Here is a 21,936-nt window from a genome sequence, read left to right on the forward strand (position 1 = left end):
AATGTTGACGTCAACATTGATGCAGTCAACATGAAGTGGGTCAGGCCGAGTCGAGCAAGTCCCAGCCCCGGCGCAGCCAGGGCTCGTCGTCGCGGCGCAGCAATTCGGCGCAGCCCTCGGCGACGACCCGGGCCAGCTTGGCATCGTCGGCGGTCATGAAGCCGCCGCGCCAGGACTCCTCGTACTCGTCCTCGTCCTCGATCTCGACCCGGCCGTCGCTCGCGTGCCACACGGGGTCGAGCTCCAGATCGACGTACCGCCAGCCGTCCTCCGTCGTCGTGGGCGGCAGGCAGACGTCGATCTCGAGCCGCCGGTCGGCCGGGTCGCCGACCCACCAGGCGGCCCACGGACGGCCGGGGGCCAGCAGCACCACCACGGACACGGCCGACGTGCCGTCCTCGTGCGGCGCGTGCCACGGCGAACCGACCGGGCCGCGCAGCCAGGTGCCGTCGGCGTCCCGAGCCACCTGCTCGAAGTCGAACCAGTACTCGCCGCCCGGGCGCTTGATCTTGTGCAGGCGCACGGTGGTCACGGCACCTCCAGGGCGGCCAGAGCGGTGGCGACGACGTTGGCCGCGTCGGGGCCGGCGGCCTCGGCGACGACCTGGCGGTACCAGTGGGCGGCCTCGACCGGGTCGGCGGCGGACTGGCCCAGGACGAGTTTGATGCTCAGGCGTACGCCGTCGGCCGTGTACCAACCGGTCGGGCACTCGGCCAGCGCCGTGAAGGCCAGTTCGCGCGCGGTGACCGGGTCGTCCCGGCGCAGGGCGAGCCGGGCCAGGCCGATGCGCGACGAGGCGACCACCTCGGGCGCGCCGCAGCCCGTGGCCAGGGCCATCGACTCGGTGAAGTCGGCCGCGGCGCCGTCCGGGTCGCCGGCAAGCAAGTGGATCTCGGCCCGGCTCCGCAGCATCTCGGCCAGGTCGACGTCGGAGCGCAGCTCGGCCGCCAGGCGCAACGCCTCGTCCATGGGGGCGCGGGCGGCCTGGTGGTCGCCCCGGGCGGTGGCCAGCTCGGCCAGGCCGGACTGGGCCAGCATCGCTCCCCAGCGCTCGCCCAGAGCCTGGAAGCCGACCAGCGCGCGGGCGAACTCGCGGTCGGCCCACGGCTGGTCGCCGCGGAAGAGCGCGATCCACCCGCTGCCGATGGACGCCAGCGCCTCGCTCCACGGCGAGCCGCGCAGCCGGGCCCGCAGACTTTCCTGCATGTCGACGACTTCCTCGTCCGACGCTCGCGGCGGGCCGGCCGTGAACGCCGACAGATAGAGCAGGAAGGGCTGCGCGGGTGGGCGGTCCAGCGCCTGCAGATAACGCGCCGGGTGCTCGTCGGCGAGCCCGGTGTTCAGCTGGCACAGCACATATTCCTCGGCGAGCCCGTCCGCCGGTCCGGCTCGTTCGAGCAATTCGCGGGCCAGGGCCGCCGCCTCACCGCGGGCGCCGCGCAGCCACCAGTAGAACGACAGCGCCGCCACCAGCCGCAGCGCCACCTCGTCGGAGCCGTGCCGCACCGCCGCGTGCAGGTTGTCCCGGTCGGCGTCCAGCCGGTCGAGCCAGATCAGCTGGTCCGGGCCGCGCAGCTGGGTGTCGGCCGTCTGAGCCAGTCGCAGGAAGTATTCGGCGTGCCGGTCGGTCGGCGCCGGGCCCTGGGCCGCGCAGAAGGCCCGGATCGTCGACAGCATCCGGTAGCGCGCGCCGTCCCGTTCGATCAGCGACTTGCTGACCAGCCCGTCGAGAACGTCCAGGGTCTCGGGGCCGAGCCCGCCCACCTGCTCGATCGCGTCGAGCCCGGCCCCGCCCCGGAACACCGTGAAGGCGCGGGCCAGCGTCTGTTCCGGCGGGGTCAGCAGGTCCCAGCTCCAGGCGACCAGGTTCCACAGGGTCTGATGCCGCGATTCGGCCGTGCTGCTGCCGCGCGACAGCACGCGGAACCGGTCGTCGACCCGGCGGGCCAGTTCGTCCACCAGCAGCACCGGCAACCGGGCCGCGGCCAGTTCCAAGGCCAAGGGCAAACCATCCAGAGTACGAACGATCTGCCGCACCGCCGTCTCGTCCTCGGCCCCGAGGAGGGACCCGGCCGCCGCGCCCCGCTCGGCGAACAGCCGCACGGCCGCCTCGACCGGCAGCCCGGCCACCGGCACCCGCACCTCGCCGGTGACCCCGAGCGGCTCCCGGCTGGTGGCCAGCACCCGCAGCCCGGGGCAGGCCGCGAGCAGCCGCCCGGTCAGCTCGGCTGCCGCGCTCAGCACGTGCTCGCAGTTGTCGAGGATGAGCAGCAGCTCGCGGGTGGACAGGGCGGCCAGCAGCCGGTCGAGCGTGTCCGGCCCGGCCGAGCGGTCGCGCAGGCCGGTGTCGCGCAGCCCGAGCGCGTCGAGCACGGTCCGGGCCACGTCGGCCGGCCCGGTGCCGGCCAGCTCGACCAGGCACGCCTCGCCGGGGTGCCGGCCCGCGACCTCGATCGAGAGCCGTGTCTTGCCCGCCCCGCCCGGCCCGGCCAGCGTCACCAGGCGGGCCGACTTCAGCGCCGCCTCGGCCCGCGCCAGCTCCTGGCGGTCGACGAAACTGGTCAGCTGGGCCGGGAGCCGGTGGCGGGCCGGGCCGCGGAGCACGGCCGTGTGCACCGCCGACAGTTCGGCCGACGGGTCGACGCCCAGCTCGTCGGCCAGCACGCGGCGGGCCTGCTCGAAGGCGGCCAGCGCCTCGGCCGGGCGCCCGCCGGCGGCCAGTGAACGCATCAGCAGCGCCCACGTGTGCTCGCGCAGCGGGGCCACGTCGAGCAGTTTCCGCAGCTCGTCGATGGCGTCGGCCGAGGGGTGCAGGTGCAGCTCGGCCTCGATCCGGTCCTCGAGGGCCTGTCGGCGGGACTCCTCGAGGCGGTCGGCGGCGGCCGCCGCGAAGGGCGCCGATCGTACGTCGGCCAGGGCCTCACCCCGCCACAGCGCGAGCGCCTCGGTCAGCTGCGCGCTCGCCGTGGCGAAATCGCCGTCGCGCGCCGCCGACCGCGCCGAGCCGGCCAGGCGGGTGAAGCGGTGGGCGTCGACCTCGTCGGGCTCGATGTCGAGGCGGTAGCCCGAACCGTCGTACGAAATGGGAACCTCACGCCGCAAGCGCGAGACACTGGACTGCACCGCGTTGACCGCCCCGGCCGGTGGGTTGTCGCCGTAGAGGTCGTCGATCAGCCGGGGCAGGGGCACCACCTGGCCCGCGTCGAGCAGCAGGCGGGCCAGCAGGGCGCGCACCCTCGCCCCGCCCGCGGCCACCGTCGGCCCGGCGAGTGTCGGACCCAGCACCCCGTACGCCATGGGTCCATTCTCGTCGGTGGCCGGAACTACCGTGCCGGGGCCTTCCAGTAGCCGCAGAAACCGTCGGCGGCCGACCCGGCCTCGACCAGCGCCACGGCCGGCGCCGCGCCCCGGCCCGCGGGCTCGGCGCGCGGGCCGAGCAGGTGCGGCGACAGGGTTCTCCGGGGCGTCCTCGCTCGGCACGGGCATCCAGCTGGCCGAACGGATGGACACGGTTCTGTCCCAGCTGGCGTGATCGCGGGGTGTAGTCGAGCGCGTTCGCGACCTGCTCTCTAAGGTGATCGGCATGCCTGCCAAGCTCAACCCCGACAAGGCGCGGTCCGCCTTACGGACGTCGGCCTTCCTGTCGGCCCAGACACTGCTCGTGCTGCTCATGGCGTACGTGGTGCTGTGGCTGATGGGCAAGGCCTGGTCGGTGCTCTGGCCGGTCGTGGTGGCGCTGCTGCTGACCACGCTGACCTGGCCGATCGCCCGGTTCCTGCGGTATCGCTGGAACTGGAAGCCGGCGCTGGCCGCCGCCTTCGTCACCGTGCTGTTCCTGGTCGTGATGGCCGGCATCATCGTCGTCATCGCGGTGCCGGTGGCGTCGCAGTCGGGCGAGCTGTCGCAGGGTGTCGTCGACGGCATCCAGCACGTCCGCGAGTGGGCCTCCGGCCCGCCGCTCAACTTCGGCGACGACGACATCACGGGCGCGCTCGACGCCGCGGTCGACCGCATCCAGGCCAGCGCCGGCAACATCGTCAACTACACCCTGACCGGCGTGAACACCGTGGTCAACGGCGTCATCACGACGGTGCTGGCGCTGTTCCTGATGTTCTTCTTCCTCAAGGACGGCCCGCGTTTCCTGCCCTGGCTGTCCAAGCAGCTGCCGGGCCGGCTGTCCGACGACATCCCGGCCGTGGCCACCCGCAGCTGGGACACGCTGGGCGCGTTCGTGCGGTCGCAGGCGTTCGTCGGTCTGCTCGACGCGGTCTTCATCGGCCTCGGCCTGTGGATCGTCGGCGTTCCGCTGGTGCTGCCGCTGGCCGTGCTGACGTTCATCACGGCATTCATCCCGATCGTCGGCGCGCTCTTCGCCGGCTTCGTGGCCGTGCTGATCGCGCTGGTCACGCAGGGCTGGGTCGACGCCCTGATCGTGCTCGGCATCATCATCGTGGTGCAGCAACTCGAGGGCAACGTCTTCCAGCCGATGGTGCAGAGCCGCGGGCTGGGGCTCCACGCGGCGGTCGTGCTGCTAGCGGTGACCCTGGGCGGCAGCCTGGCCGGCATCATCGGCAGCCTGCTGGCCGTGCCGGTGGCCGCGCTCGTCTCGGTCGTCTACGTCTACATCCGCGAACAGCTCAGCGACGATCCGCCGGACCCCGAGCCCGAAGTGCCACCGGAGCCGGATCCGGACGAGGAACCGGCCGCCACGGTCTGATTCTGATTCGCCAAGGGCACACCTTCCCGGTGTGCCCTTGACATTTTGGTGAGCCAGGGCAAAACATGCATAAGCATCGATGTTAACGCTCACACCCCTTGGAGGAGCGCGTGAAGATGCTGTCCCGGTGGTTGGCCGTCTTGCTCGGCGCGGTCGCTGCCATAGCTGTCCCCGCGGCCGCGAACGCCGCCACCACGCTGGTCTACGCCACCTTCAAGGGGGACGCCCAAGCCGACGAGGAGCTGTGGCTCTACCAGTCGACCAACGGCGGCACGAGCTACAGCGTGCTGTCCGACACCAACTTCCACGGGCCGACCGGGGTGCTGCGCGACCCGAGCATCCTGAAGCACAACGGGCGCTACTACATCGCGTACACCGTGCAGTCCTGGACGACCAACTCGACGTACTTCAACATCGCGAGCAGCACCAACCTGACCACCTGGACCAATATCGCCAGCGTGCCGTCGGGCATCGCCAACACCCGCTTCACCTGGGCCCCCGAGTTCTATGTCGAGGGCAACACCGTCCGCATCATCACCAGCGTCGCCGCCACCACGTGTTCAAACTGCTTCCGGCCGTACGTCTACACGGCGCAGAACTCCGCGCTGACCTCGTGGAGCGGGCCGGCCCAGATGTGGGGCCTCGGCACCAACCACATCGACACGTTCGTCGTGAAGTCGGGCAGCACGTGGCACGCGTTCACCAAGGACGAGACCGGCAAGTACATCGAGCACTGGACGACCACGGCCAACCTCTACGAAGGCTGGGTCAACCGCGGCCGCCTGTGGTCGAGCGGCTACGAGGGACCATCGCTGGTGCGGCTCGACAACGGCAGCTGGCGAATCTACGTCGACCGCTACAGCACGGGCGGCGGCATCTACACCGCGACCAGCACCGACCTCAACACCTGGACGGGCCTGACCTCGGCCGGATGCTCGGGGTGCCGGCACGGAACGGCGATCGCTCGATGAGGCGCCGGGTCCTGCTTGGCGCGGCCGCGCCGGCGCCCTTCGTCCGCCCACACCGGCGTTAGCTGCCACATACGACGTGCTGCGCATCGACCCGGTGTCGACAGCGACTCAATGTCGAGTGCGCGACCTTCCGAGTGGGCTATCGACGCCGTCATGTTGACTGACTGGACGCTGTACATGTTGATGTCAATATTGATCCAGTCAACATGAACGTGGCTCGGGCATTCTTGGCGTGTGAGTGAGCTTCCGTCGCGGCTGCTGCGGTCGAGCGACACCCTCGGGTGGCGTCAGGTGCACGCCAGCACCTGGCGCGACCCGCCCGTCGCCGAAGAGTTCCGCCGTGCGCCGACACCTGATCTCACCGTCGTCCTGGTGACCAGCGGGTCCTACCGTATCGAGAGCCGGGGCGGCGGTTCCTGGCGTGGCGCAGCCTACCGTCCGGGCTCGGTCGGCATCACCGCACCGGGCCGCGGCGTCCGGCTGCGCTGGCGGGCCGCCGGGCCCCAGCCGATGGAGTCCCTGCACCTGCGTCTGGGGGCCGGCTTGGTGGGGGAGACACTGAGCGCGTACGGGCGTACACCGGCCGACCTGCCGGACGCGCTGACCGACACGGACGACTACGTGGCCGCGGCCGCCGCCACCCTGGCCCAGGCGCTGCGGGAGGGCGCGCCCGCGCTCTACGCCGATGCGGTGGCCCAGGGGCTGGTCGCCCACCTCGTGCACCGCTCGGTGCCGGTCACCCGGCCGCCGGCGGTCGCCTCGCTCGACACCGGCCGCGTCATCGAGCACATGCACGCCCACCTGAGCGACGACGTCGACCTGGACGCGTTGGCCGCCGTGGCCGCGATGAGCAAGTTCCATTTCGTCCGCGCCTTCCGCGCCGCCACCGGCCTGACCCCGCACCGCTACTTGACCACGCTGCGCATGCGCCGCGCGGCCGACCTGCTGCGCACCACCGGCCTGAGCATCCGCCAGGTCGCGTCCGCCTGCGGCTACCAGAGCCCGAGCCGCTTCGCCGCCACCTTCCGCCGCGAACATGGCACCACCCCCGCCGACTACCGCAAGCTCGGTCTCCGATAACGCCAGACCACGTCCGCTCGCGGCTGTCAGAGCCGCTTGCCGCGATCTCCCGTCGCGAACACGACGCCGGCTTCGGCTACTACCGCCGGTTTGGTCTCCGGTAGCGCCAGACCACGTCCGCTCGCGGCTGTCAGAGCCGCTTGCCGCCGCGGGCATGGCACCGGTCCCGCTGATTCCGCAAGTTTGCGTCCGCGTGCGGTTCTCGAAGTCCGAGCCGCTTCGAAGCACGGCCTTGCCCCGGGCCTTCACCGCAACTTCGGGCTCGGCTAGCGCAAGATCGGGTCCGTTCGCGGGGCGACTGGCGGGCATCACACGGCGCATGACTGGAAAACTTGCTGGTAAGACTGCTGTTGTCACGGGTGGGACGGCGAACATCGGGAAGCTGTTCGCCGAGGCGCTGGCTGATGATGGGGCGAACGTCGTTGTTCACTACAACAGTCCGCGGCGGGCGCAGGAGGCCGAGGCCGTCGTCGGTGATCTGAAGAGCCGGGGCGTCGAGGCCCTCGCTCACCAGGGTGACCTGACCGCGCCGGGGCAGATCGGCGCGCTCGTCGATGCCACGGTCGAGCGGTTCGGGCACTGGGACATCCTGGTCAACACGGCCGGGCTCATCGTGCGCAAGCCCCTCGCCGAGACCAGCGAGCAGGAGTACGACGCGTCGTTCGCCATCAACGCGAAGATCCCGTTCTTCCTGATGGCCGAGGCGGCCCGTCGCATGGCCGACGACGGCCGCATCGTCAACCTGGTCACCACGCAGGTCGCCGTCACCGCGGCCACCTACTCGGCCTACGCCGGCAGCAAGGCCCCCGTGGAGCACTTCACCAAAGCCTTCGCCAAGGAGGTCGGCCCGCGCGGCGTGACCGTCAACTGCATCGCCCCGGGCCCGCAGAAGACCAACTTCTTCTTCGACGTCGAGACCGACGAGACCATCGCCTGGCTCAAGAGCATGACCATCAGCGGCGATCTGGGCGACCCGGCCGACATCGTGCCGGTGATGCGCTTCCTGGTCGCCCCGGAGACCCGCTGGGTCACCGCCCAGACCGTCTACGTCAACGGCGGCATGATCTCGCCGATCAACTGAGCGGTCGCCGGGTCCGGGCGGAAATCGGTGTGCGTGCCGTCGAACGGGAAGGCGCCGGCCTTCGCGAGGTCGATCAGCCGTTCACCCTCCGCCCGGATCGTGGCGGCGGCCTCGGCGTCGAAGTAGCCGGGGGCGCCGACGGCGGCGGCGAACTCGTCCTCGTCCTTCCACTCCCAGGTGCGGTCGGGGCCCACCACGATGTCGAGCACCTGATCCGTCGTCTCGACCCCGTCCGGGCGCCGGGTGAACGGGGTCTCCAGGTTCGCGTACCAGCCGCCGAAGGCGCCGTCGGCCGGGGCGAAGAACCACCAGATCGAGTACGCGGCCCCGGGCGGCATGAGCACGAGAATGTCCCAGCGGCGCCAGTTCCGGCGTACGAGAAGCGGGTCTTCCATCTCGTGCAGCGGGCGCTCGTGCAGCGTCTTCCCGTCGGTGTCGACGAGCTGCGCGACCTCGGTGCCGACCGGCATCCACAGCAGCAACCCGTCGGGGTCGTCGCGGACCACCCGCATCGGCTTGGCGAATGTGGTCCGCCCGGCCCGGACGTATCGGCGCACGACGACCTGGTTCGGGGCGAAAGGCATGAGCCCGACCCTAGGAGGCCGCCGCCAATGCGCCCGCCAGCTGGCCGCGGCCGCTGATGCCGAGCCGGGGATAGATGCGGTAGAGGTACGAGCTGACCGTGCGGTGCGAGATGAACAGGCGCTGGCCGATCTCGCGGTTGCTCAGGCCTCGCGCGGCCAGCTCGGCGATCTGCATCTCGCGGGCCGACAGCGACTCGCTCAGGTGCGGGTCGCGGTTGGCCGCCGTCTCGCCCGTGGCGCGCAGCTGACTGCGGGCCATCTCGGCCCAGGGCAGGGCGCCGATCCGGTCGAACTCGTCGCGGGCGGCCCGCAGCGGGTTGCGGGCGTCCAGGTACCGGCGGTGGCGGCGCAGCCAGCGGCCGTGGTGCAGCTGCAGGCGGGCCCGCACCAGCAGCAGGCCGGCCGGCAGCTGGTCCAGGGCTTCGGCGTACCGCTGCTCGGCCTCGTCGTCCGGTGCGAGCACGGCCCGGGTGTAGAGGTCGGCCATCCGCATCATCTCGGACGGCAGCTGGGCGGCCAGTCCGGGCAGGTCGGCCAGCAGCTGCCGGGCCTCGTCGGTCTTGCCGGCGGCGACGGCGGCGTCGGCCAGGTCGGGCGCCAGCATCCAGTAGCTCACCGAGTGGTGGTGCACGTCGGTCGGCTCGAAGGCCTGGGCGAACAGGCGGTACGCCTCGTCGGGACGCCCCTCGAACAGCGCGAGCAGCCCGTCGGTCTGCTGCGCGATCACCGTCGCGAACGGCATGGCGGCGAACAGGCGGCTCGAGCGCAGCTCCCGGATGATCGCGGTCGCGGCCTCGAAGTCGCCCCGGGCCACCGCGATCAGCCCGACCGTGGCCCGCAGGCCGTGCGAGGCCACCGTCTCGCCGGTCTCGTCGGCCAGCTGCAGGCCCTCGTCGGCGTCGGCCCGGGCCCGGCCCAGCTGGCCCAGGTAGAACCGGGGCCACGAGCCGGCCAGCGTCCTTGAGAGCAGACCGAGCTGGCCCTGGGCGCGCCAGATGGTGGCGGCCTGGGCCAGGTAGCGCGAGGCCCGGGTGAACTCGCCCAGCACCATCGCCCCCGAGCCCAGGAAGTGCAGGCCGCGCCCGTCCGCGGGGTCGGGTTCGGCGGCGTCGAAGCGGGGCAGCACGTCCAGGCCGAAGCGGTACGGCTCGGCGTAGGCCCGGACCGTCACCAGGTGCGGCGTACGCGGATCCGGGTCCCACTTGGCTAGCTGAGCCGTGACCGCGGCCCGGGTCAGCGCGTCGCCGTCGAGGAAGAAGCAGCGCGTCCCGGCCCGCCACAGCAGGTTCTCGGCCACGTCGGGCGCGCCCGCCTCCATGGCCGCGCCGGACGCGCTGACCATGTCGCGGATCCGCCGGTGCTTGTCGTCGGACTCGAGCCCGGCGTTGTCGGACACGATCAGCAGGCGGGCCCGTTCGACCGGCCCGAGCGTGTTCAGGTCGGCCCGGTCAAGCAGGGCCCGGCTGAGCCCACGATCGCTGAGCAGGCTGGCCACCTCGGCCGCGCGGATCAGCAGGCCGGTGCGGCGGCGGGCGTCGGCCGCCAGTTCGCCGGCCCGCCGCAGGGCGGGCAGGGCGGCCGCCATCTTGCCCCGGGCCAGCGACGCGTCGGCGAACGCCTCGAGCTGGTCGGCCAGCCCGTCGTCGGGGCCGATGGTCGCGGCGGCCTCGTGGGCCAGGCGGCGTTCCGGCGAGTCGGCCAGCACGACGGCCAGGGCCCGGTGGACGGCCAGTCGTTCGGGCACTGTCGCGCTCTTGTAGATCGCCGACCGCATCAGCGGGTGGCGGAACTCGAGGCGGGTGCCGGCCAGGGTGACCAGGCCGGCGTCGAGACCGGGCTGGATCGCGTCGGCGTTCACCGTCGTCCGGGTGATGTGGCCCGCCGCCGTCAGCAGCCGGTCCAGGGGAGTGGTGGGCTCGGCCGCCAGGGCCAGCAGCAGCGCCCGGCCCGCGGGGTCGGCCGAGCCGGTGCGGGCCGCGAACGCGCTCTCCAGCCGGCGGGTCAGCGGCAGGCCGTCGGGTTCGGCCGGTCCGTCGCCGACCGCCTTGGGCAGCTCGACCAGCGCCAGGGGGTTGCCGGCGGCGCGGTCCAGGATCAGAGCGCGGGTAGCGGCCGGCAGTTCCGGAGCGCCGGTGTCGAGTAGCTGTTCGGCCGCAGTGGGGCCGAGCGGGCCCAGAAAGAGCCCGGGGCCGTCCCATTCGGCGTCGGTCAAGCGGGACGCCCCGACCATGAGCAGGCGGTGGTTGACCGTGCGGCGGGCCACGAACCGCAGCACGTCCCGGCTCGACTTGTCGATCCACTGCAGGTCGTCCGCCAGCACGAGCACCGGCTGCCGGTCGGCCGCGTCGGCCAGCAGCTCGAGCACGGCCAGCCCGATCCGGTAGACGTCGGCCTCGGCCTCGACGGGCAGGTTGGTCGCCTCGCGGCCCAGCGGCTGCAGCAGCAGGTGCAGGGCCGCGAACGGGAACCAGCGCTCGGTCTCGACGCCGGCCGTGTTCAGGACGGTGAAGCCCTGGTCGGCGGCGGTGGCGCCGGCCGCGCGCAGCAGGGCCGACTTGCCGAGACCGGCCGCCCCGTGGATCAGCAACGCGGAGCCCGGCCCGGCGGCGGCGCCGGCCAGCAGGCCGTCCAGGATGCGGAGCTCGTCGTCCCGGCCGATGATGAGGCTGCTCGTCGTCATTGCTTGCACCTACGCAACGATGCCGGGCCGGACCGGTCCGAGGTCCCTTCCCGGGCAGGATCAGCAGTCTCGGGCAAGATCCCCGCAGTGTGGGTCAAGACCGCCACTCGGACGGGGTCACGCCGTACGCGGCCTTGAAACGCCGGGTGAAGTGGGCCGGGCTTCGGAAACCGCGGCGGCGGGCGATGGCCGAGATCGGCCGACCGGCGTACGCGGGGTCGGTCAGATCGCGACGGGCCGCCTCCAGCCGCCGGTCGATGATCCACTGCTCGACGCTGAAGCCGGCCCGCGAGCACACGTCGTAGAGGTGGCGGACCGACACGTTGAGCGCGGCCGCGATCGCGTCGGGCCCGAGCCCGGGATCGGGCAGATGCTGAGCGACGTACGCCCGGACCTGGGCCAACAGGGCCGAGCCATCGGCCCGCGGCTGGTGCTCGCCGGCCGCTGAGAGCAGCAGCGCCCGCACCAGCTCGATGCTGGAGCGCCCGACCCCGGCCGCGACTTCGGCCTCGCCGTACTGGCCGGGGTCGCGGGTGACGGCGGTCAGGTGGGCGCTCATCAGGTCGTAGAGCGGGCTGCGGGTCAGGTGGGGCGCGGCCCGCTGGATCACCGCGGACGGCAGGTCGAGCCGGTCGAGCGGGATCTGCAGCGCGTACCCGATGTGGTTGACGGGCTGGCGGAAGGAGTACGGGGCGGACAGGTCGATGCAGGCCAGGGCGCCCCGTGACACGGTGTGCCGGAGGCCGAACTGTTCCTGGTAGGCCGGGGTTACCGCGACGGCGATCGAGACCATCGGCACGCAGGCCCGCCGGACCTGGCGCGGGGTGCGCACCAGGTCCATGCCGTGGCTGGTGCGGGCCTTGACGACCTGGGCGTCGCCGAGTTGCCAGGACTCGACGCGGGCCCGCATCGACGTGGGCGGCACGGGCTCGAACTCGACGGTCGAGGGCACGGTCTGGTCGACCAGCACCGCGCGCAACGCCTCGAGCCGCGCGTGGGCCGGTAGTTCCTCGGTGTCGAACATGACGACCACGGGCTGGAGTTTAGGCCGCGCAGCCCGTGGTCGCCATGCTCCGGATCTAGGCTGCGGCGCAGGTCACGGCGGGGGCGGAGTTGCTACCCGTCCACGAGCCGAGGAAGCCGAACTGCGTGCTGGCCCCGGCGGCCAGGGCGCCGTTGTAGCTGACGTTGCGGGCTGTCACGGTCGACCCGCTGCTGGTCACGGCGGCGTTCCAGGCCTGGCTCACGCTCTGGCCGTTGGCGTAGGTCCAGGTCACGGTCCAGCCCTTGACGGCGCTGCTGCCCGCGGTCACCTTGACGTCGGCCTGGAAGCCGCCGCCCCATTGGCCGGTGATGGCGTAAGTCGCCGTGCAGGCGCCGGCCGGCGGGGGAGTGGTCGGTGGCGGCGTGGTGGTCGGGGGTGTCGTCGGCGGCTGGGTGCCATAGATCGTCGCCTGCTTGGCGGTGGCCTTGAGGCCGTTGGCCCCGTTGACGATCCGCTGACCCCAGGTGGTCAGCTGGGTGGCGTCGAAGTTGGTCGTCATGTCGAGGATCGGGTCGGTGTTGCCCGACCACGACCAGGCCAGATAGCCGAGGTTGCGCTTGACCGCCTCGGACAGGATCGTCGCGTCGTCCACCTCGCCCGAGTTGAACTGCCAGCCGAACTCGCCGATGACCAGCGGCCAGCCGTTGCGCTCGAACGTGTCGAGGTAGCTGGTGATGGCGCTGGCCTGGTTGAACACCGCGTACATGTGAATGGAGAGCACGGTGTTCTTCCGGGTGTCGGCATTCAGGATCGTCTGCGCGTTGTCCCGCATGACGTAGGTCCAGTCCTGACCCCAGTTCGGCGCGTCGATCATGAGCAGGTGCTCGAAGCCGTTGCTGCGCATCTTCTGGATGGCGGCGGTGGTGGCGGCCGTCCACTGCCCGGCGTCGGTGTTGCCGATCGGCTCGTTGCCGATGTTGATGACGACGTAGTCCTCCTGGCCGACCAGCACGCTCTTCAGGCCGATCCAGTAGTTCGCGGCCTGGTCGAGCGAGTAGGCGGCGGTGTCCTCGCCGTACCCGGTCGTGTCGTGATTCTCGAGTACGCAGATGAGCTTGTTCTGCTTGCACAACGCGATCACGTCGGCGACGTCGGTGGCGGTGTTGGTCGTCCAGCGACCGCCGCTCAGCACGACCCGCACCGTGTTGGCCCCGGCCGCCTTGATGTCGGCGAACGAGCCGGTGCGGTTGGCGTACCAGGCGTGCGGATGGTTGACGCCGCGCATGACGAACGTCTGGCCGTTCGCCTCGACGATGTTGCGGCCCTCGACGTGCAGCCCGGCGGCGGCATAAGCCGGACCGGTGAAGAACAGCACGGACGCGGCGGCGGCGAGCAGAGCGGTGGCGAGGACGGTGAGTTTCCTCTTCATGACCTACCTCTGGAGTGGGAGCGTGACTTCACGTCGACGTGCCCACTCACGCCGTTCACCGCGGCGGGCGACGGGCCGGGGGTGGTGGCTGCGCTCGCTCGCGGTGCCCACACCGTAGCTTTTTTGCGTACGCCTGGGAACCTCACGAGGTGCGCCCGCGTGTATCGGACATGGTGGTTCCGACGACAGCCTCCCGTCCCGCTCCGCCCGAGGCGGCGGCCGACGGGTTCGAGGCGTTCTATCGTGCGCACGTCGACCGGGTCTATCGCGCGCTCGCGGTCACGCTGCGGCAGGACGACCTCGCCCACGAGGCGGTCGACGAGGCGATGGCCCGGGCCTACGCGAAGTGGGCCGTGGTGGGCACGCTCGACAACCCGGCGGGCTGGGTGTTCCGGGTCGGCCTGAACTGGGCCACGTCCTGGTGGCGCAAGAAGCGGCGCGAGCATCCGCCGGCCGTCGAGGCCGACCATCCGGTGTCCGACGCCACGCCGACCGGCGCGCTGCTCGTGCTGGCCGAGCTGCCGCTGCCGCAACGGGCCGTCATCACGTGCCGCATCCTGCTCGACCTGTCCACCGCCGAGACGGCCGAGGCCCTCGGGCTGAGCGAGGGCACGGTCAAGAGCCGCCTGTCCCGCGGTCTGACCGTCCTCCGCACCCAGCTGAGCTCCGAGGAGTGAGCATGGACCAGATCCCCCGCGACATCGACCTGGCCGTCCGCACCGCGGCCGAGACCACCCAGGGGTACGCCGGTGAGCTGCCCGACGTCTACCGCCGGGCTCGCCGCCGCGCCCGTCGCCGGGCCGTGGCCGCCACGGCCGGCGCGTTCACTGTGCTGGCCGGCCTGGTCGGCGGCGGTCTCGTGCTGCACAACCGTACGGACGCCACTCCGATCCACCAGCCGGACGCTCCGGCCGAATCCGGGCAGCGGCTGCTGCTGTCCCACGCCGACGGGGAGTACGTGGCCGGGGCGTCGTCGCCGGTCCGGCTCGGCCCCGCCACGCCGGTCGGCGAGCTGTTGCCCGACGGCCGGCTGGTCACGCACCCGGTCGTGGGTGACGTGTTCGAGCTCCCCGACGGCGGGCTCGTCGCGCTCGGCCCCGACGAACTGCTCACTGTCCAGCCCTCCGGCGGCGACCGGCAGCAGCGTGCGGTCCCCGGGGCCGGCGGACCGGTGACGCTGGCCGGGGCCGACGCCACTACGGCGTACCTGTGGCGGCCGTACGGTCTTTACGCCCACGACCTGGCCGGTGGCCTCGAACGGCTGGTCATCTCATCGGACATGCTCAGCCTGCCCGGCGACGACCCGGCCGGCGACCTCGACGCGGCCGACCTGACGCCCGAGCGCCTGGTGCTGGCCGACGCGAGGCGCTCGTGCCGCCCGGAGCTGGTCTCCCTCGCGCCGCCGCAAGGCCTGCGCGATCTGCCGCTGACCGCCCTGGGCTGCGACAAAGTCACCAGCCTGCGGCTCTCGCCGAACACCGGCCGGGTCGGGGTCAGCTACCAGAAGGCCGACCGGTCGCACCACGTCGCCGTGCTGAGCACCGAGGACGGCACGGTGCTGGCCCGCCGCTCGGTGACCGGTCCCGCCGAGCTGGCCTGGCTGACCGAACGCGACCTGCGGGTGGTACCCGTCCCGACCGGCGGCCTGCACGAACTCCGGCAGTTCACGTTGCCCAGCTGAGACGGCTGCCGTTTCTGGTGACGCTGGCCCTCGGGTCGGCGGTGGCGCTGTTCCTGTACCCGCACACGCTCACCGGCGTGCTGGCCGCGCGCAACCGGGGCGTTCTGCGGCGCAACCTGGCCGTGCTGCCGATGTACACGCTCACGCTCGGCGTGCTCATGCCGGTCGGGTTCGCCGCGCTCTACTCCGGCACGAAGCCTCGCGGCGGCGACACCGGTGCTGCGCGGCCTCGGCTTCCGCGACGGCCCGGACGGCACGCGGGAGCACGACTACGTCGCCGACGAGGGCGACCCGACCGTACGCCGGATGACCGAGATCATCGACGGCGCGCCGGTACCGGACGACGCCCGTCGTCGTCGTTCTTGCCGCTGGGACATCGCGCCTCGGTGCCCCGCCGCTGAAGCCGGATACCGATCCTGATTGACGCTCGACGGCCGGTCGCGAATCGTGCCGCCCCGGACGGGGGCTCGACCCGAAGGTGGGATGTTCCTGGCGACCCGTACGGAGGGAACCTCTAGCTGCGGCGACGGAGGAGGGACGCGTGAACCAGGAACTCGCCCGGTCCGGCTCCGACGCCCGCCGGTTGCCGCGCCACCATCGTTCGGCTTCGGTCACGGGGCACGTGGGGCGGGCGGCCGGTGGTGGGCCGTTGACCGTCTACACCGACGGGTCGGTGTCGCGGCGGCAGATCGTGAGCCGGCGGGGCTGGCTCACCGGGTGGGGGTTTCTCTCCACCGGTGGGAGCTATGGCTGCGGGCGGTATCCGCAGTTCGCGGCGAACGCGGGGTCGGAGGTCACCACAGTGACCGAGCTGCGCGCGGTGTGGCACGCGGTCCGGGGTGAGCTGGCCGGACGTGCGGTCACGGTCGTCACCGACAGCCGGAACGCGGCGGCGATTCTCGACGAGTGGAAGGCCGGTCGCCACCGGATGCCGGCGGGCTACATCGGCAGCAACCGATCGGTGTCGACGCTCGAGAAGTTGCGCAATCTGGTGGTCGCCAATCCGTCGCGGTTGACCGTCGAGACGGTTCGCGGGCATTCGGGGGACGTCCTCAACGAGGGGGCCGACACCCTGGCTCAGCTGGGCATGCGCTGGGCCCGGGACAACCTCACCCAGGAGGACGTGAGCCGGCGGGCCGAGTCGGTGGCCGACGGCTTCCTCAGGCAGTGGCGGGGCTGACGGTCGTGTAGGTCGCCCGGTCGAAATCGGCGTAGGAGCCTTCGCGGCCGAGGTCTTGCGCCCACAGGCCGACGAAGGCGCCGGTGAAGCCCCAGGCGGCGGGCTCGCCGTTGACGACCTGGGCCGCGTACTCGTCGGAGAGGGTGGTCGCGTCGAGGTCCGGGCCTGCGGGCAGCCGGACGGCCTTCCCAGTTTCGCCCGGGAACTCGTACGAAAAAGAGAGCTTGGGACCGGCGAAGCGTAGGCGGAGGCGGACCGGGCCGGCCGGGGCGGGCGTGCGGACGCCGGGGACGACGCTGACCCGGCCGCTGTCGCAGGCGAGCAGGTCGAGGACCGGGAGGCCGTCGTCGTCGGCGGTGATGTGCAGGAAGTACCAGTTGCGGGAGTTGTAGTAAGCGGTGATACCGGCCAGCTGACGGAAGTTGCGGGGCGCGAACTCCATGGTCGCCGCGAACTCGCAGTCGGTGGCGACGACGCGGCGAGCGACCAGGCTGGGCTGGTGGCGGCCCATCGGCGAGCGGCCGCCGTGGATGCGCAGGTGCGACGGGCGCTCGGTCAGCGAGACCCAGTCGGGCGTGGCCGGGCGGCGCAGCGTCGACCAGTTCACACCCAGCGTTGCTGCGGTGAAGTCGTCGTCCTCGACCTGCTCGGACGAGACCGGCGCGTCGGCCGGCACCTCGACGCCGAGCGGGGCGGGCACAGTGTCGGCGGGCCGGCCGTCGGCGATGCGGGGCCAGCCGTCATCGGTCCAGGTGACCTCCTGGATCGCCGACTCGCGGCCGAGCACGCAGCGGCCCAGCGGCGTGCAGGGGCGGCCGACCAGGTGGGCCAGGTAACACTGGCCGCCGGGCGTCTCGACCAGGCTGCCGTGGCCGGCCTTCTGCAGGGTCAGATCCGGGTGCCCGGCCGACGTGAGCAGCGGGCCGGCCGGGTCGGCCAGGTAGGGGCCGAGGACGTGACTCGACCGGGCCACGGTCACCTGGTGCTCCCAGCTGGTGCCGCCCTCGGCCGTGACCAGGTAGTACCAGCCGTCCTTGCGGTACAGGTTGGGCGCTTCGGTGACGGCGGCCGCGGTGCCGGTGAAGATCAAATGCTCCGGGCCGGTCAACTGCTTTGTCGTACGGTCGTATTGCTGGACAGAGATGCCGGCGAAGCGGTTCCGGCCCGGACGCCAGTCGGCCACCATCGACAACATCCAGGTGGTGCCGTCGTCGTCGTGGAAGAGCGACGCGTCGAACCCGCGCCCGTGCAGCACGACCGGCTCGGACCACGGCCCCGTCGGTGTGGGCCCGGTGACCAGGAAGTTCTGCGGATCCCAGTACCCGCCGGCGAACGTCGCGACGTCGGAATAGAGCAGGTGGAACTCGCCGTGGGCATACGAGAGATTGGGCGCCCACACGCCGTTCGAGTCGCCGGTGCCGGTCAGGTCGAGCAAACGCTTGTCGTTGAGCGCGCCCCCGAGCGGCGTCCAGTCGACGAGGTTGGTCGAGTGATGGAGGCGAACGCCGGGATACCACTCGAACGTCGAGGTCGCGATGTAGTAGTCGGCGCCGACCCGCACGATCGACGGGTCCGGGTGAAAGCCGGCCAGCACCGGATTCCGGATGCCCCGGCTCACGGTGGTGGCCTCGGTCTCGCCCAGCGTGCTCGTCTCGGCGCTCGTCATCGATGTCCCCTACCGCTCGATCTCGCAACTTCCGGACTGTACCGCAAGTTGTGACCGCGGGACCGTCGCCTTTCGGCCTCGGCTCAGGTGTTCGCCGCCGGCGGCCCGGCGCGGACGTCATTGATCCACTCGGCGGTGGCCCGTAGTCCGCCGAATGTGTGGAAATGCAGTTTGACCACTCCGTGCCGGTCGGGCTGGTAGTCGGTGGCGGCCGGCTGGGTGGCGGCGGTCGTGGCCGGTGCCGGACCGGCCGGGTTCGCGCTCGACTGGTTCAGGGGCGTTGGAGGGTGGCGGCGATGGCGCGGCCCTCGGGGGTCCAGGGGGCGGGGCGCATCGTGGTGGGGTCGAGGCGGACGTTGATGCGGCGGCCCTCGGCGTGGACGGTCCGGGCGTCGGCCGAGGTGACCTGGAAGCCGTATTCGGCGCTGGTGGTGCCCAGGTGGTTGAGCCAGAAGCGGATGTCGATCTCGCCGGTGCCGCGGATCGGGGTGTGGAACGTGATCTGGTATTCGCGCACCACGTTGAACGCGTCGGGGGTGGTCGGGCGGCCGCCGGTGAACGAGACGCCGTGTTCGGCCCACCAGACGACGGTGGCCCTTTCGACCAGGACGGCGTAGCGGCTGTTGTGCAGGATGCCCATCGCGTCGAGGTCGTCGAAGTGCACAGCCTGGGGAACGACGGCACCGTACGTGTGGACAGCGGTTGTCATGTCGGCTCCGGAAGAATCGTCGGGTCGGTGGTAACGGCCCGCAGGTGGTCGAACAAAGCTCGCCGGGCGTGGCGGTACGTGGCCGCCGCCCCCAGCACCGGCGCCTGCACGACGGCGCAGACCCCGACCGATTCCGTCTGGTACGCGATGTCGGCCGGATCGGTGCCGGCCTCGAGCTCGCCCAGCGCGACGGCGTCGGCGGCCAGGCTGGTCAGGAAGCCCATCCAGTCCTTGAGTTCCACGGTCAGGCGGTCGCGCACCGCGCCCGTGCGGGCGTTGAACTCGAAGTGCGCGTTGGCGAAGAAGCAGCCGCCGGGCAGGATCTCGGCCTCGTAGAAGTTGAGCCGCAGGTTGTGCACAGCCCACAACCGCCGCAGACCGCGGGGCTCTTCGAGGGCCGGGCTGATGACCAGCTCGGTCCACTGGGCGCGGGCGTGCGCGATGACGGCCAGTTGCAAGTCTTCCTTGGAGCGCCAGTGCGCGAACAGGCCCGACTTGCTGACCCCCAGCGAATCGGCCACCTGACTGAGCGACAACCCGTCGAGGCCGGCCGTCGTGGCCAGTTGCAGCGCCTGATCGAGCACAGCGACACGGGTGCGCTCGCCCCGCAACAGCCTGCCATCCGGTCCCATACGAGCGACCATACAAAATGACCGACCGTTCGTAAATATAGTTTTCGTGTTGACTGGGCCACGTGGATCGACAACGTGCCAGCGCCCTAGCCCACACCCATCACCCCATCGCCGCCCCCGTCGCGGGCGTCAATGTGAACAAGTTGCTGCGCCGCGCCGGCCGTGGACCGGCCGCACGCATCCTCGATCTGGGCTGTGGACAAGCGGCGTGGGCCCTGCAAGCGCTGGCCCACTATCCCGACGGGCACGCCGACGGCGTCGACCTGAGCGCGCACGCCCTGGAACGCGCCGAAGCGGCAGCAGCCATGCGCGAACTCTCCGACCGCATCACCCTGCACGAGCGCGACGCGCGCACCTACGTGCCTGACGGCGACTACGACCTGGTGCTGTGCGTAGGCGCCACCCACGCCTTCGGCGGCTTCACCGAAACTCTCGAACTGGCCGGCCGCCACGTGAACCCCCACGGCGTCCTGATCGTCGGCGACGGGTTCTGGGAGACACCCCCGACCCCGCAGGCCCTCAATGCCCTGGACGCCAAGCCCACCGACTTCACCGACCTCCCCACCCTGATCGACACAGCGGCCGAATCCGGCTGGCACCCGGTCTACGCCCACGTCAGCGACGCCGCCGAGTGGGACGACTACGAGTGGTCCTGGACCGGTTCCCTGCTCGAATGGGCCATCGAGAACCCCGGCCACCCCGACGCCCCCGACGCCACCCGCCTGGCCAACGACCACCGCACCCAATGGCTACGCGGCTACCGCGGCGCCCTGGGCTTCGCCACCCTGGTCCTACGCCGCCAACCGCTGTAAACCGCCCACCGCCACCGCTGCGTGCGGCCCCGGGTGACGCGTGGGCGGGCGCCGTACTGCCGGGTCGACGTAGAGCGGGCAACCGCCACCGCTGTGTGCGGTTGGGTGACGCGTGGGCGGGCGCTGTGGTGCCGGGTCGACGTCGAGCGGGCCACCGTTACTGCTGTGTGCGGTTGGGTGACGCGCAGGCGGGCAGCGTGGAGGCGGGCCGGCGTCGAGCGGGCCGGGCGTGATGTGGCTGGTGCACCGCCGCGGGAGCCGCGACGAGAGGAGCCGGGCTCGATCGGCCTGGGTCAGGGCAGGCGGTATTCCCAGCCGTGGGGGCGCCACTCGAAGGTAGCGGCGACCAGCTCGTGGACGGTGCCGCCGTGGGCTGCCTGTTCGAGGGCTCGATAGGTAGCCAGGTGGCCGATGAGCATGATGCGGCGGCCCGACCAGCGGGTGTACAGGTCGGGAAGGGCGCGGGCGACGCGGGCTATGGCCTGGCTGTGGCTTTCGCCGCCGCCGGGGTACGGCACGTCGCAATAGGTCAGGCGGTCGCGGCCGACGTCGACGGACGGGCTTCCGTTGTGGGCGCCGAAGTCGCACTCGCGCAGGCGCCAGTCGTACAGGATCGGGATTTGGCTGTTGCCGAAGGCGATCTGCGCGGTTTCGACGGATCGGCGCAGGTCGGAACTGAACACTGCGGCGATGCCGTCGTGCCGGCGCCGGCGGCCCATGTTGGCGGCGTTGGCCCGGCCGCGCTCACTGAGGCGACCGGGTAGCCATCCGGTGGCGAATCCGTTCTCGTTGTCCTCGGTCAGCGCATGCGTCTCGAAGACGATCTCGACAGTCATCAGCCGCGAACCTTCCCTCACGGATGGAATGCCGCCCGCCGGCAGGACTGCGTCAGTCCAGGGCGGGCATGGAGGCCTTGCCCTTGTCGGCGATGACGAAGGGGGTGTCGATGTCGGGGGTGCCCTCGCCGATCTGGACGGCGGCCACGCCGGTGCCCGTGCCGGCGATCTCGCCGGTCGGGTCCTGGATGATGTAGGTGTCCTTGCCGGTGCGGATCGTGTAGGTGGGCTTGCCGTTCGACTCGCCGGTCTTGCGGAAGCGGAACAGCTGGTCCGCGGCCGAGGCGTCGCAGGCCGTGGTCTTCACCGCGGCCGGCCGCCCGCCCGAGCCGAGCTTGGCCGACAGGCAGTACGCCTCGCCGCCGCTGCGGAGCTTGGCCGTCTGGATCCAGTACACGTCGCCGCCCTTGCGGGTGGCCGTCAGCACGAACAGTTCGCCGTCGCCGAACTTCTCCGAGAGGCCGATCTTGCCGCCCTGGACGACGCCCAGCGTGGCCTCGCTGTTCTTCGGCAGCAGGTAGACCTGGCGAGTGCCGCTGAACACGCCACCGCCCCCACCGCCACCGCCGGACGAGGTCGGGCGGGTCGACGTCGGCGCGGGCTTGGGTGAAGTCGTCGCGGAGGCGGACGGCGAGGCGGCAGGCGACGAGGCCGCCGTGGTCGGCTCGGCCGAGGGAGTGCCCGAGGTCGGAGCGGCGCCTGCTCCCGCTTTGTCCTCGCCGTTGGCGCAGGCCGACGTCAGCAGCAGGCCGGCCAGCACAGCAGCGGCGGCGGGGATACGAGAGGGGGTGCGCACGATGGGACTCCTCAGTCGGGGGTGCGGGTCAAGCGGTCGAACTGAATCATTGGGGACAAGCCCACCCCGCACCCCGCCCGCCGACGTTCATGGCAGT

At 71.7% G+C, this 21,936-nt stretch carries 20 protein-coding genes; 9 read left to right on the forward strand and 11 right to left on the reverse strand.

The genetic code is table 11. From position 1 onward, the window contains the following. Positions 1-40 precede the first annotated feature (40 nt). A complete protein-coding gene (locus tag M1L60_RS07040; RefSeq protein WP_253236462.1) occupies positions 41-532 on the reverse strand; it encodes a ribonuclease FAU-1 family protein in 492 nt (163 codons plus the stop codon). Beyond that, complete coding sequence (locus M1L60_RS07045; protein ID WP_253236463.1) at positions 529-3,297, reverse strand: ATP-binding protein; 2,769 nt, start codon at positions 3,295-3,297, stop codon at positions 529-531. Before M1L60_RS07045 ends, M1L60_RS07040 begins: the two co-directional genes overlap by 4 nt. 286 nt (positions 3,298-3,583) lie before the next feature. Between M1L60_RS07045 and M1L60_RS07050 the strand changes: the two genes are divergently transcribed. The 4 genes from M1L60_RS07050 to M1L60_RS07065 all read left to right on the forward strand — a co-directional run bounded on the left by M1L60_RS07050 (position 3,584) and on the right by M1L60_RS07065 (position 7,849). Continuing rightward, complete coding sequence (locus tag M1L60_RS07050) at positions 3,584-4,717, forward strand: AI-2E family transporter (protein ID WP_253236464.1); 1,134 nt, start codon at positions 3,584-3,586, stop codon at positions 4,715-4,717. Between the two features lie 116 nt (positions 4,718-4,833). Continuing rightward, positions 4,834-5,688 carry a family 43 glycosylhydrolase gene (locus M1L60_RS07055; RefSeq protein ID WP_253236511.1) on the forward strand — a complete coding sequence of 285 codons (855 nt, stop codon included), beginning with the start codon at positions 4,834-4,836 and terminating at the stop codon, positions 5,686-5,688. Positions 5,689-5,922: 234 nt separating this feature from the next. Next, the gene (locus M1L60_RS47725) at positions 5,923-6,768 is read left to right on the forward strand and encodes a helix-turn-helix transcriptional regulator (RefSeq protein ID WP_253236465.1); all 846 of its coding nucleotides are present in this window, start codon (positions 5,923-5,925) and stop codon (positions 6,766-6,768) included. A gap of 319 nt (positions 6,769-7,087) precedes the next feature. Continuing rightward, positions 7,088-7,849, forward strand: a complete 762-nt coding sequence (locus tag M1L60_RS07065) for an SDR family oxidoreductase (protein WP_253236466.1) — start codon at positions 7,088-7,090, stop codon at positions 7,847-7,849. On the opposite strand, the gene M1L60_RS07070 is transcribed toward M1L60_RS07065, so the two are convergent. From M1L60_RS07070 to M1L60_RS07085, 4 genes are all read right to left on the reverse strand, one after another. Beyond that, positions 7,813-8,433 carry a ribonuclease FAU-1 family protein gene (locus tag M1L60_RS07070; RefSeq protein WP_253236467.1) on the reverse strand — a complete coding sequence of 207 codons (621 nt, stop codon included), beginning with the start codon at positions 8,431-8,433 and terminating at the stop codon, positions 7,813-7,815. The genes M1L60_RS07065 and M1L60_RS07070 overlap by 37 nt on opposite strands. 10 nt (positions 8,434-8,443) lie before the next feature. Then, on the reverse strand, positions 8,444-11,113 hold the full coding sequence (locus M1L60_RS07075; protein ID WP_253236468.1) for an AAA family ATPase: 2,670 nt from the start codon (positions 11,111-11,113) through the stop codon (positions 8,444-8,446). A 94-nt stretch (positions 11,114-11,207) separates the two neighbouring features. Next, a complete protein-coding gene (locus M1L60_RS07080) occupies positions 11,208-12,137 on the reverse strand; it encodes a helix-turn-helix domain-containing protein (protein WP_253236512.1) in 930 nt (309 codons plus the stop codon). Between the two features lie 55 nt (positions 12,138-12,192). Further along, a complete protein-coding gene (locus M1L60_RS07085; protein WP_253236469.1) occupies positions 12,193-13,527 on the reverse strand; it encodes a cellulase family glycosylhydrolase in 1,335 nt (444 codons plus the stop codon). Positions 13,528-13,697: 170 nt separating this feature from the next. Here M1L60_RS07085 and M1L60_RS07090 point away from each other — a divergent pair, with 170 nt between their 5' ends. The 4 genes from M1L60_RS07090 to M1L60_RS07105 all read left to right on the forward strand — a co-directional run bounded on the left by M1L60_RS07090 (position 13,698) and on the right by M1L60_RS07105 (position 16,388). Then, a complete protein-coding gene (locus tag M1L60_RS07090; protein ID WP_253236470.1) occupies positions 13,698-14,204 on the forward strand; it encodes a sigma factor-like helix-turn-helix DNA-binding protein in 507 nt (168 codons plus the stop codon). 2 nt (positions 14,205-14,206) lie between these two features. Then, on the forward strand, positions 14,207-15,208 hold the full coding sequence (locus M1L60_RS07095; RefSeq protein ID WP_253236471.1) for a hypothetical protein: 1,002 nt from the start codon (positions 14,207-14,209) through the stop codon (positions 15,206-15,208). A gap of 17 nt (positions 15,209-15,225) precedes the next feature. Beyond that, positions 15,226-15,609 (forward strand): hypothetical protein, encoded by a 384-nt coding sequence (locus M1L60_RS07100; protein WP_253236472.1) that lies wholly within the window; start codon positions 15,226-15,228, stop codon positions 15,607-15,609. A gap of 140 nt (positions 15,610-15,749) precedes the next feature. Continuing rightward, positions 15,750-16,388 carry an RNase H family protein gene (locus M1L60_RS07105; RefSeq protein ID WP_253236473.1) on the forward strand — a complete coding sequence of 213 codons (639 nt, stop codon included), beginning with the start codon at positions 15,750-15,752 and terminating at the stop codon, positions 16,386-16,388. On the opposite strand, the gene M1L60_RS07110 is transcribed toward M1L60_RS07105, so the two are convergent. From M1L60_RS07110 to M1L60_RS07120, 3 genes are all read right to left on the reverse strand, one after another. Next, complete coding sequence (locus M1L60_RS07110) at positions 16,369-18,054, reverse strand: glycoside hydrolase family 43 protein (RefSeq protein WP_253236474.1); 1,686 nt, start codon at positions 18,052-18,054, stop codon at positions 16,369-16,371. The genes M1L60_RS07105 and M1L60_RS07110 overlap by 20 nt on opposite strands. 271 nt (positions 18,055-18,325) lie before the next feature. Continuing rightward, positions 18,326-18,763, reverse strand: coding sequence for an acyl-CoA thioesterase (locus M1L60_RS07115; RefSeq protein WP_253236475.1), 438 nt, complete (start codon positions 18,761-18,763; stop codon positions 18,326-18,328). Further along, positions 18,760-19,395: a TetR/AcrR family transcriptional regulator gene (locus M1L60_RS07120; RefSeq protein ID WP_253236476.1), complete on the reverse strand. Its 636-nt coding sequence runs from the start codon at positions 19,393-19,395 to the stop codon at positions 18,760-18,762. The genes M1L60_RS07115 and M1L60_RS07120 overlap by 4 nt, the downstream gene beginning before the upstream one ends. Before the next feature lie 62 nt (positions 19,396-19,457). Here M1L60_RS07120 and M1L60_RS07125 point away from each other — a divergent pair, with 62 nt between their 5' ends. Then, complete coding sequence (locus M1L60_RS07125; RefSeq protein ID WP_253236477.1) at positions 19,458-20,207, forward strand: SAM-dependent methyltransferase; 750 nt, start codon at positions 19,458-19,460, stop codon at positions 20,205-20,207. A gap of 293 nt (positions 20,208-20,500) precedes the next feature. Here the strand turns inward: M1L60_RS07125 and M1L60_RS07130 are convergent, their stop codons facing one another. Beyond that, the gene (locus tag M1L60_RS07130; RefSeq protein ID WP_253236478.1) at positions 20,501-21,043 is read right to left on the reverse strand and encodes a histidine phosphatase family protein; all 543 of its coding nucleotides are present in this window, start codon (positions 21,041-21,043) and stop codon (positions 20,501-20,503) included. A gap of 52 nt (positions 21,044-21,095) precedes the next feature. Beyond that, on the reverse strand, positions 21,096-21,839 hold the full coding sequence (locus M1L60_RS47540) for a hypothetical protein (RefSeq protein ID WP_274622867.1): 744 nt from the start codon (positions 21,837-21,839) through the stop codon (positions 21,096-21,098). Between the last annotated feature and the right edge of the window lie 97 nt (positions 21,840-21,936).

The organism is Paractinoplanes aksuensis, assembly GCF_024137025.1.
Lineage (GTDB): Bacteria > Actinomycetota > Actinomycetes > Mycobacteriales > Micromonosporaceae > Actinoplanes > Actinoplanes aksuensis.

Excerpts from the sequence above, each read along its gene's own strand:
- M1L60_RS07045 (WP_253236463.1), bottom strand. The coding sequence starts at position 3,297 with ATGGCGTACGGGGTGCTGGGTCCGACACTCGCCGGGCCGACGGTGGCC.
- M1L60_RS07050 (WP_253236464.1), top strand. The coding sequence starts at position 3,584 with ATGCCTGCCAAGCTCAACCCCGACAAGGCGCGGTCCGCCTTACGGACG.
- M1L60_RS07055 (WP_253236511.1), top strand. The coding sequence starts at position 4,834 with ATGCTGTCCCGGTGGTTGGCCGTCTTGCTCGGCGCGGTCGCTGCCATA.
- M1L60_RS07065 (WP_253236466.1), top strand. The coding sequence starts at position 7,088 with ATGACTGGAAAACTTGCTGGTAAGACTGCTGTTGTCACGGGTGGGACG.
- M1L60_RS07070 (WP_253236467.1), bottom strand. The coding sequence starts at position 8,433 with ATGCCTTTCGCCCCGAACCAGGTCGTCGTGCGCCGATACGTCCGGGCC.
- M1L60_RS07075 (WP_253236468.1), bottom strand. The coding sequence starts at position 11,113 with ATGACGACGAGCAGCCTCATCATCGGCCGGGACGACGAGCTCCGCATC.
- M1L60_RS07080 (WP_253236512.1), bottom strand. The coding sequence starts at position 12,137 with ATGTTCGACACCGAGGAACTACCGGCCCACGCGCGGCTCGAGGCGTTG.
- M1L60_RS07085 (WP_253236469.1), bottom strand. The coding sequence starts at position 13,527 with ATGAAGAGGAAACTCACCGTCCTCGCCACCGCTCTGCTCGCCGCCGCC.
- M1L60_RS07090 (WP_253236470.1), top strand. The coding sequence starts at position 13,698 with ATGGTGGTTCCGACGACAGCCTCCCGTCCCGCTCCGCCCGAGGCGGCG.
- M1L60_RS07095 (WP_253236471.1), top strand. The coding sequence starts at position 14,207 with ATGGACCAGATCCCCCGCGACATCGACCTGGCCGTCCGCACCGCGGCC.
- M1L60_RS07110 (WP_253236474.1), bottom strand. The coding sequence starts at position 18,054 with ATGACGAGCGCCGAGACGAGCACGCTGGGCGAGACCGAGGCCACCACC.
- M1L60_RS07115 (WP_253236475.1), bottom strand. The coding sequence starts at position 18,763 with ATGACAACCGCTGTCCACACGTACGGTGCCGTCGTTCCCCAGGCTGTG.
- M1L60_RS07120 (WP_253236476.1), bottom strand. The coding sequence starts at position 19,395 with ATGGGACCGGATGGCAGGCTGTTGCGGGGCGAGCGCACCCGTGTCGCT.
- M1L60_RS07130 (WP_253236478.1), bottom strand. The coding sequence starts at position 21,043 with ATGACTGTCGAGATCGTCTTCGAGACGCATGCGCTGACCGAGGACAAC.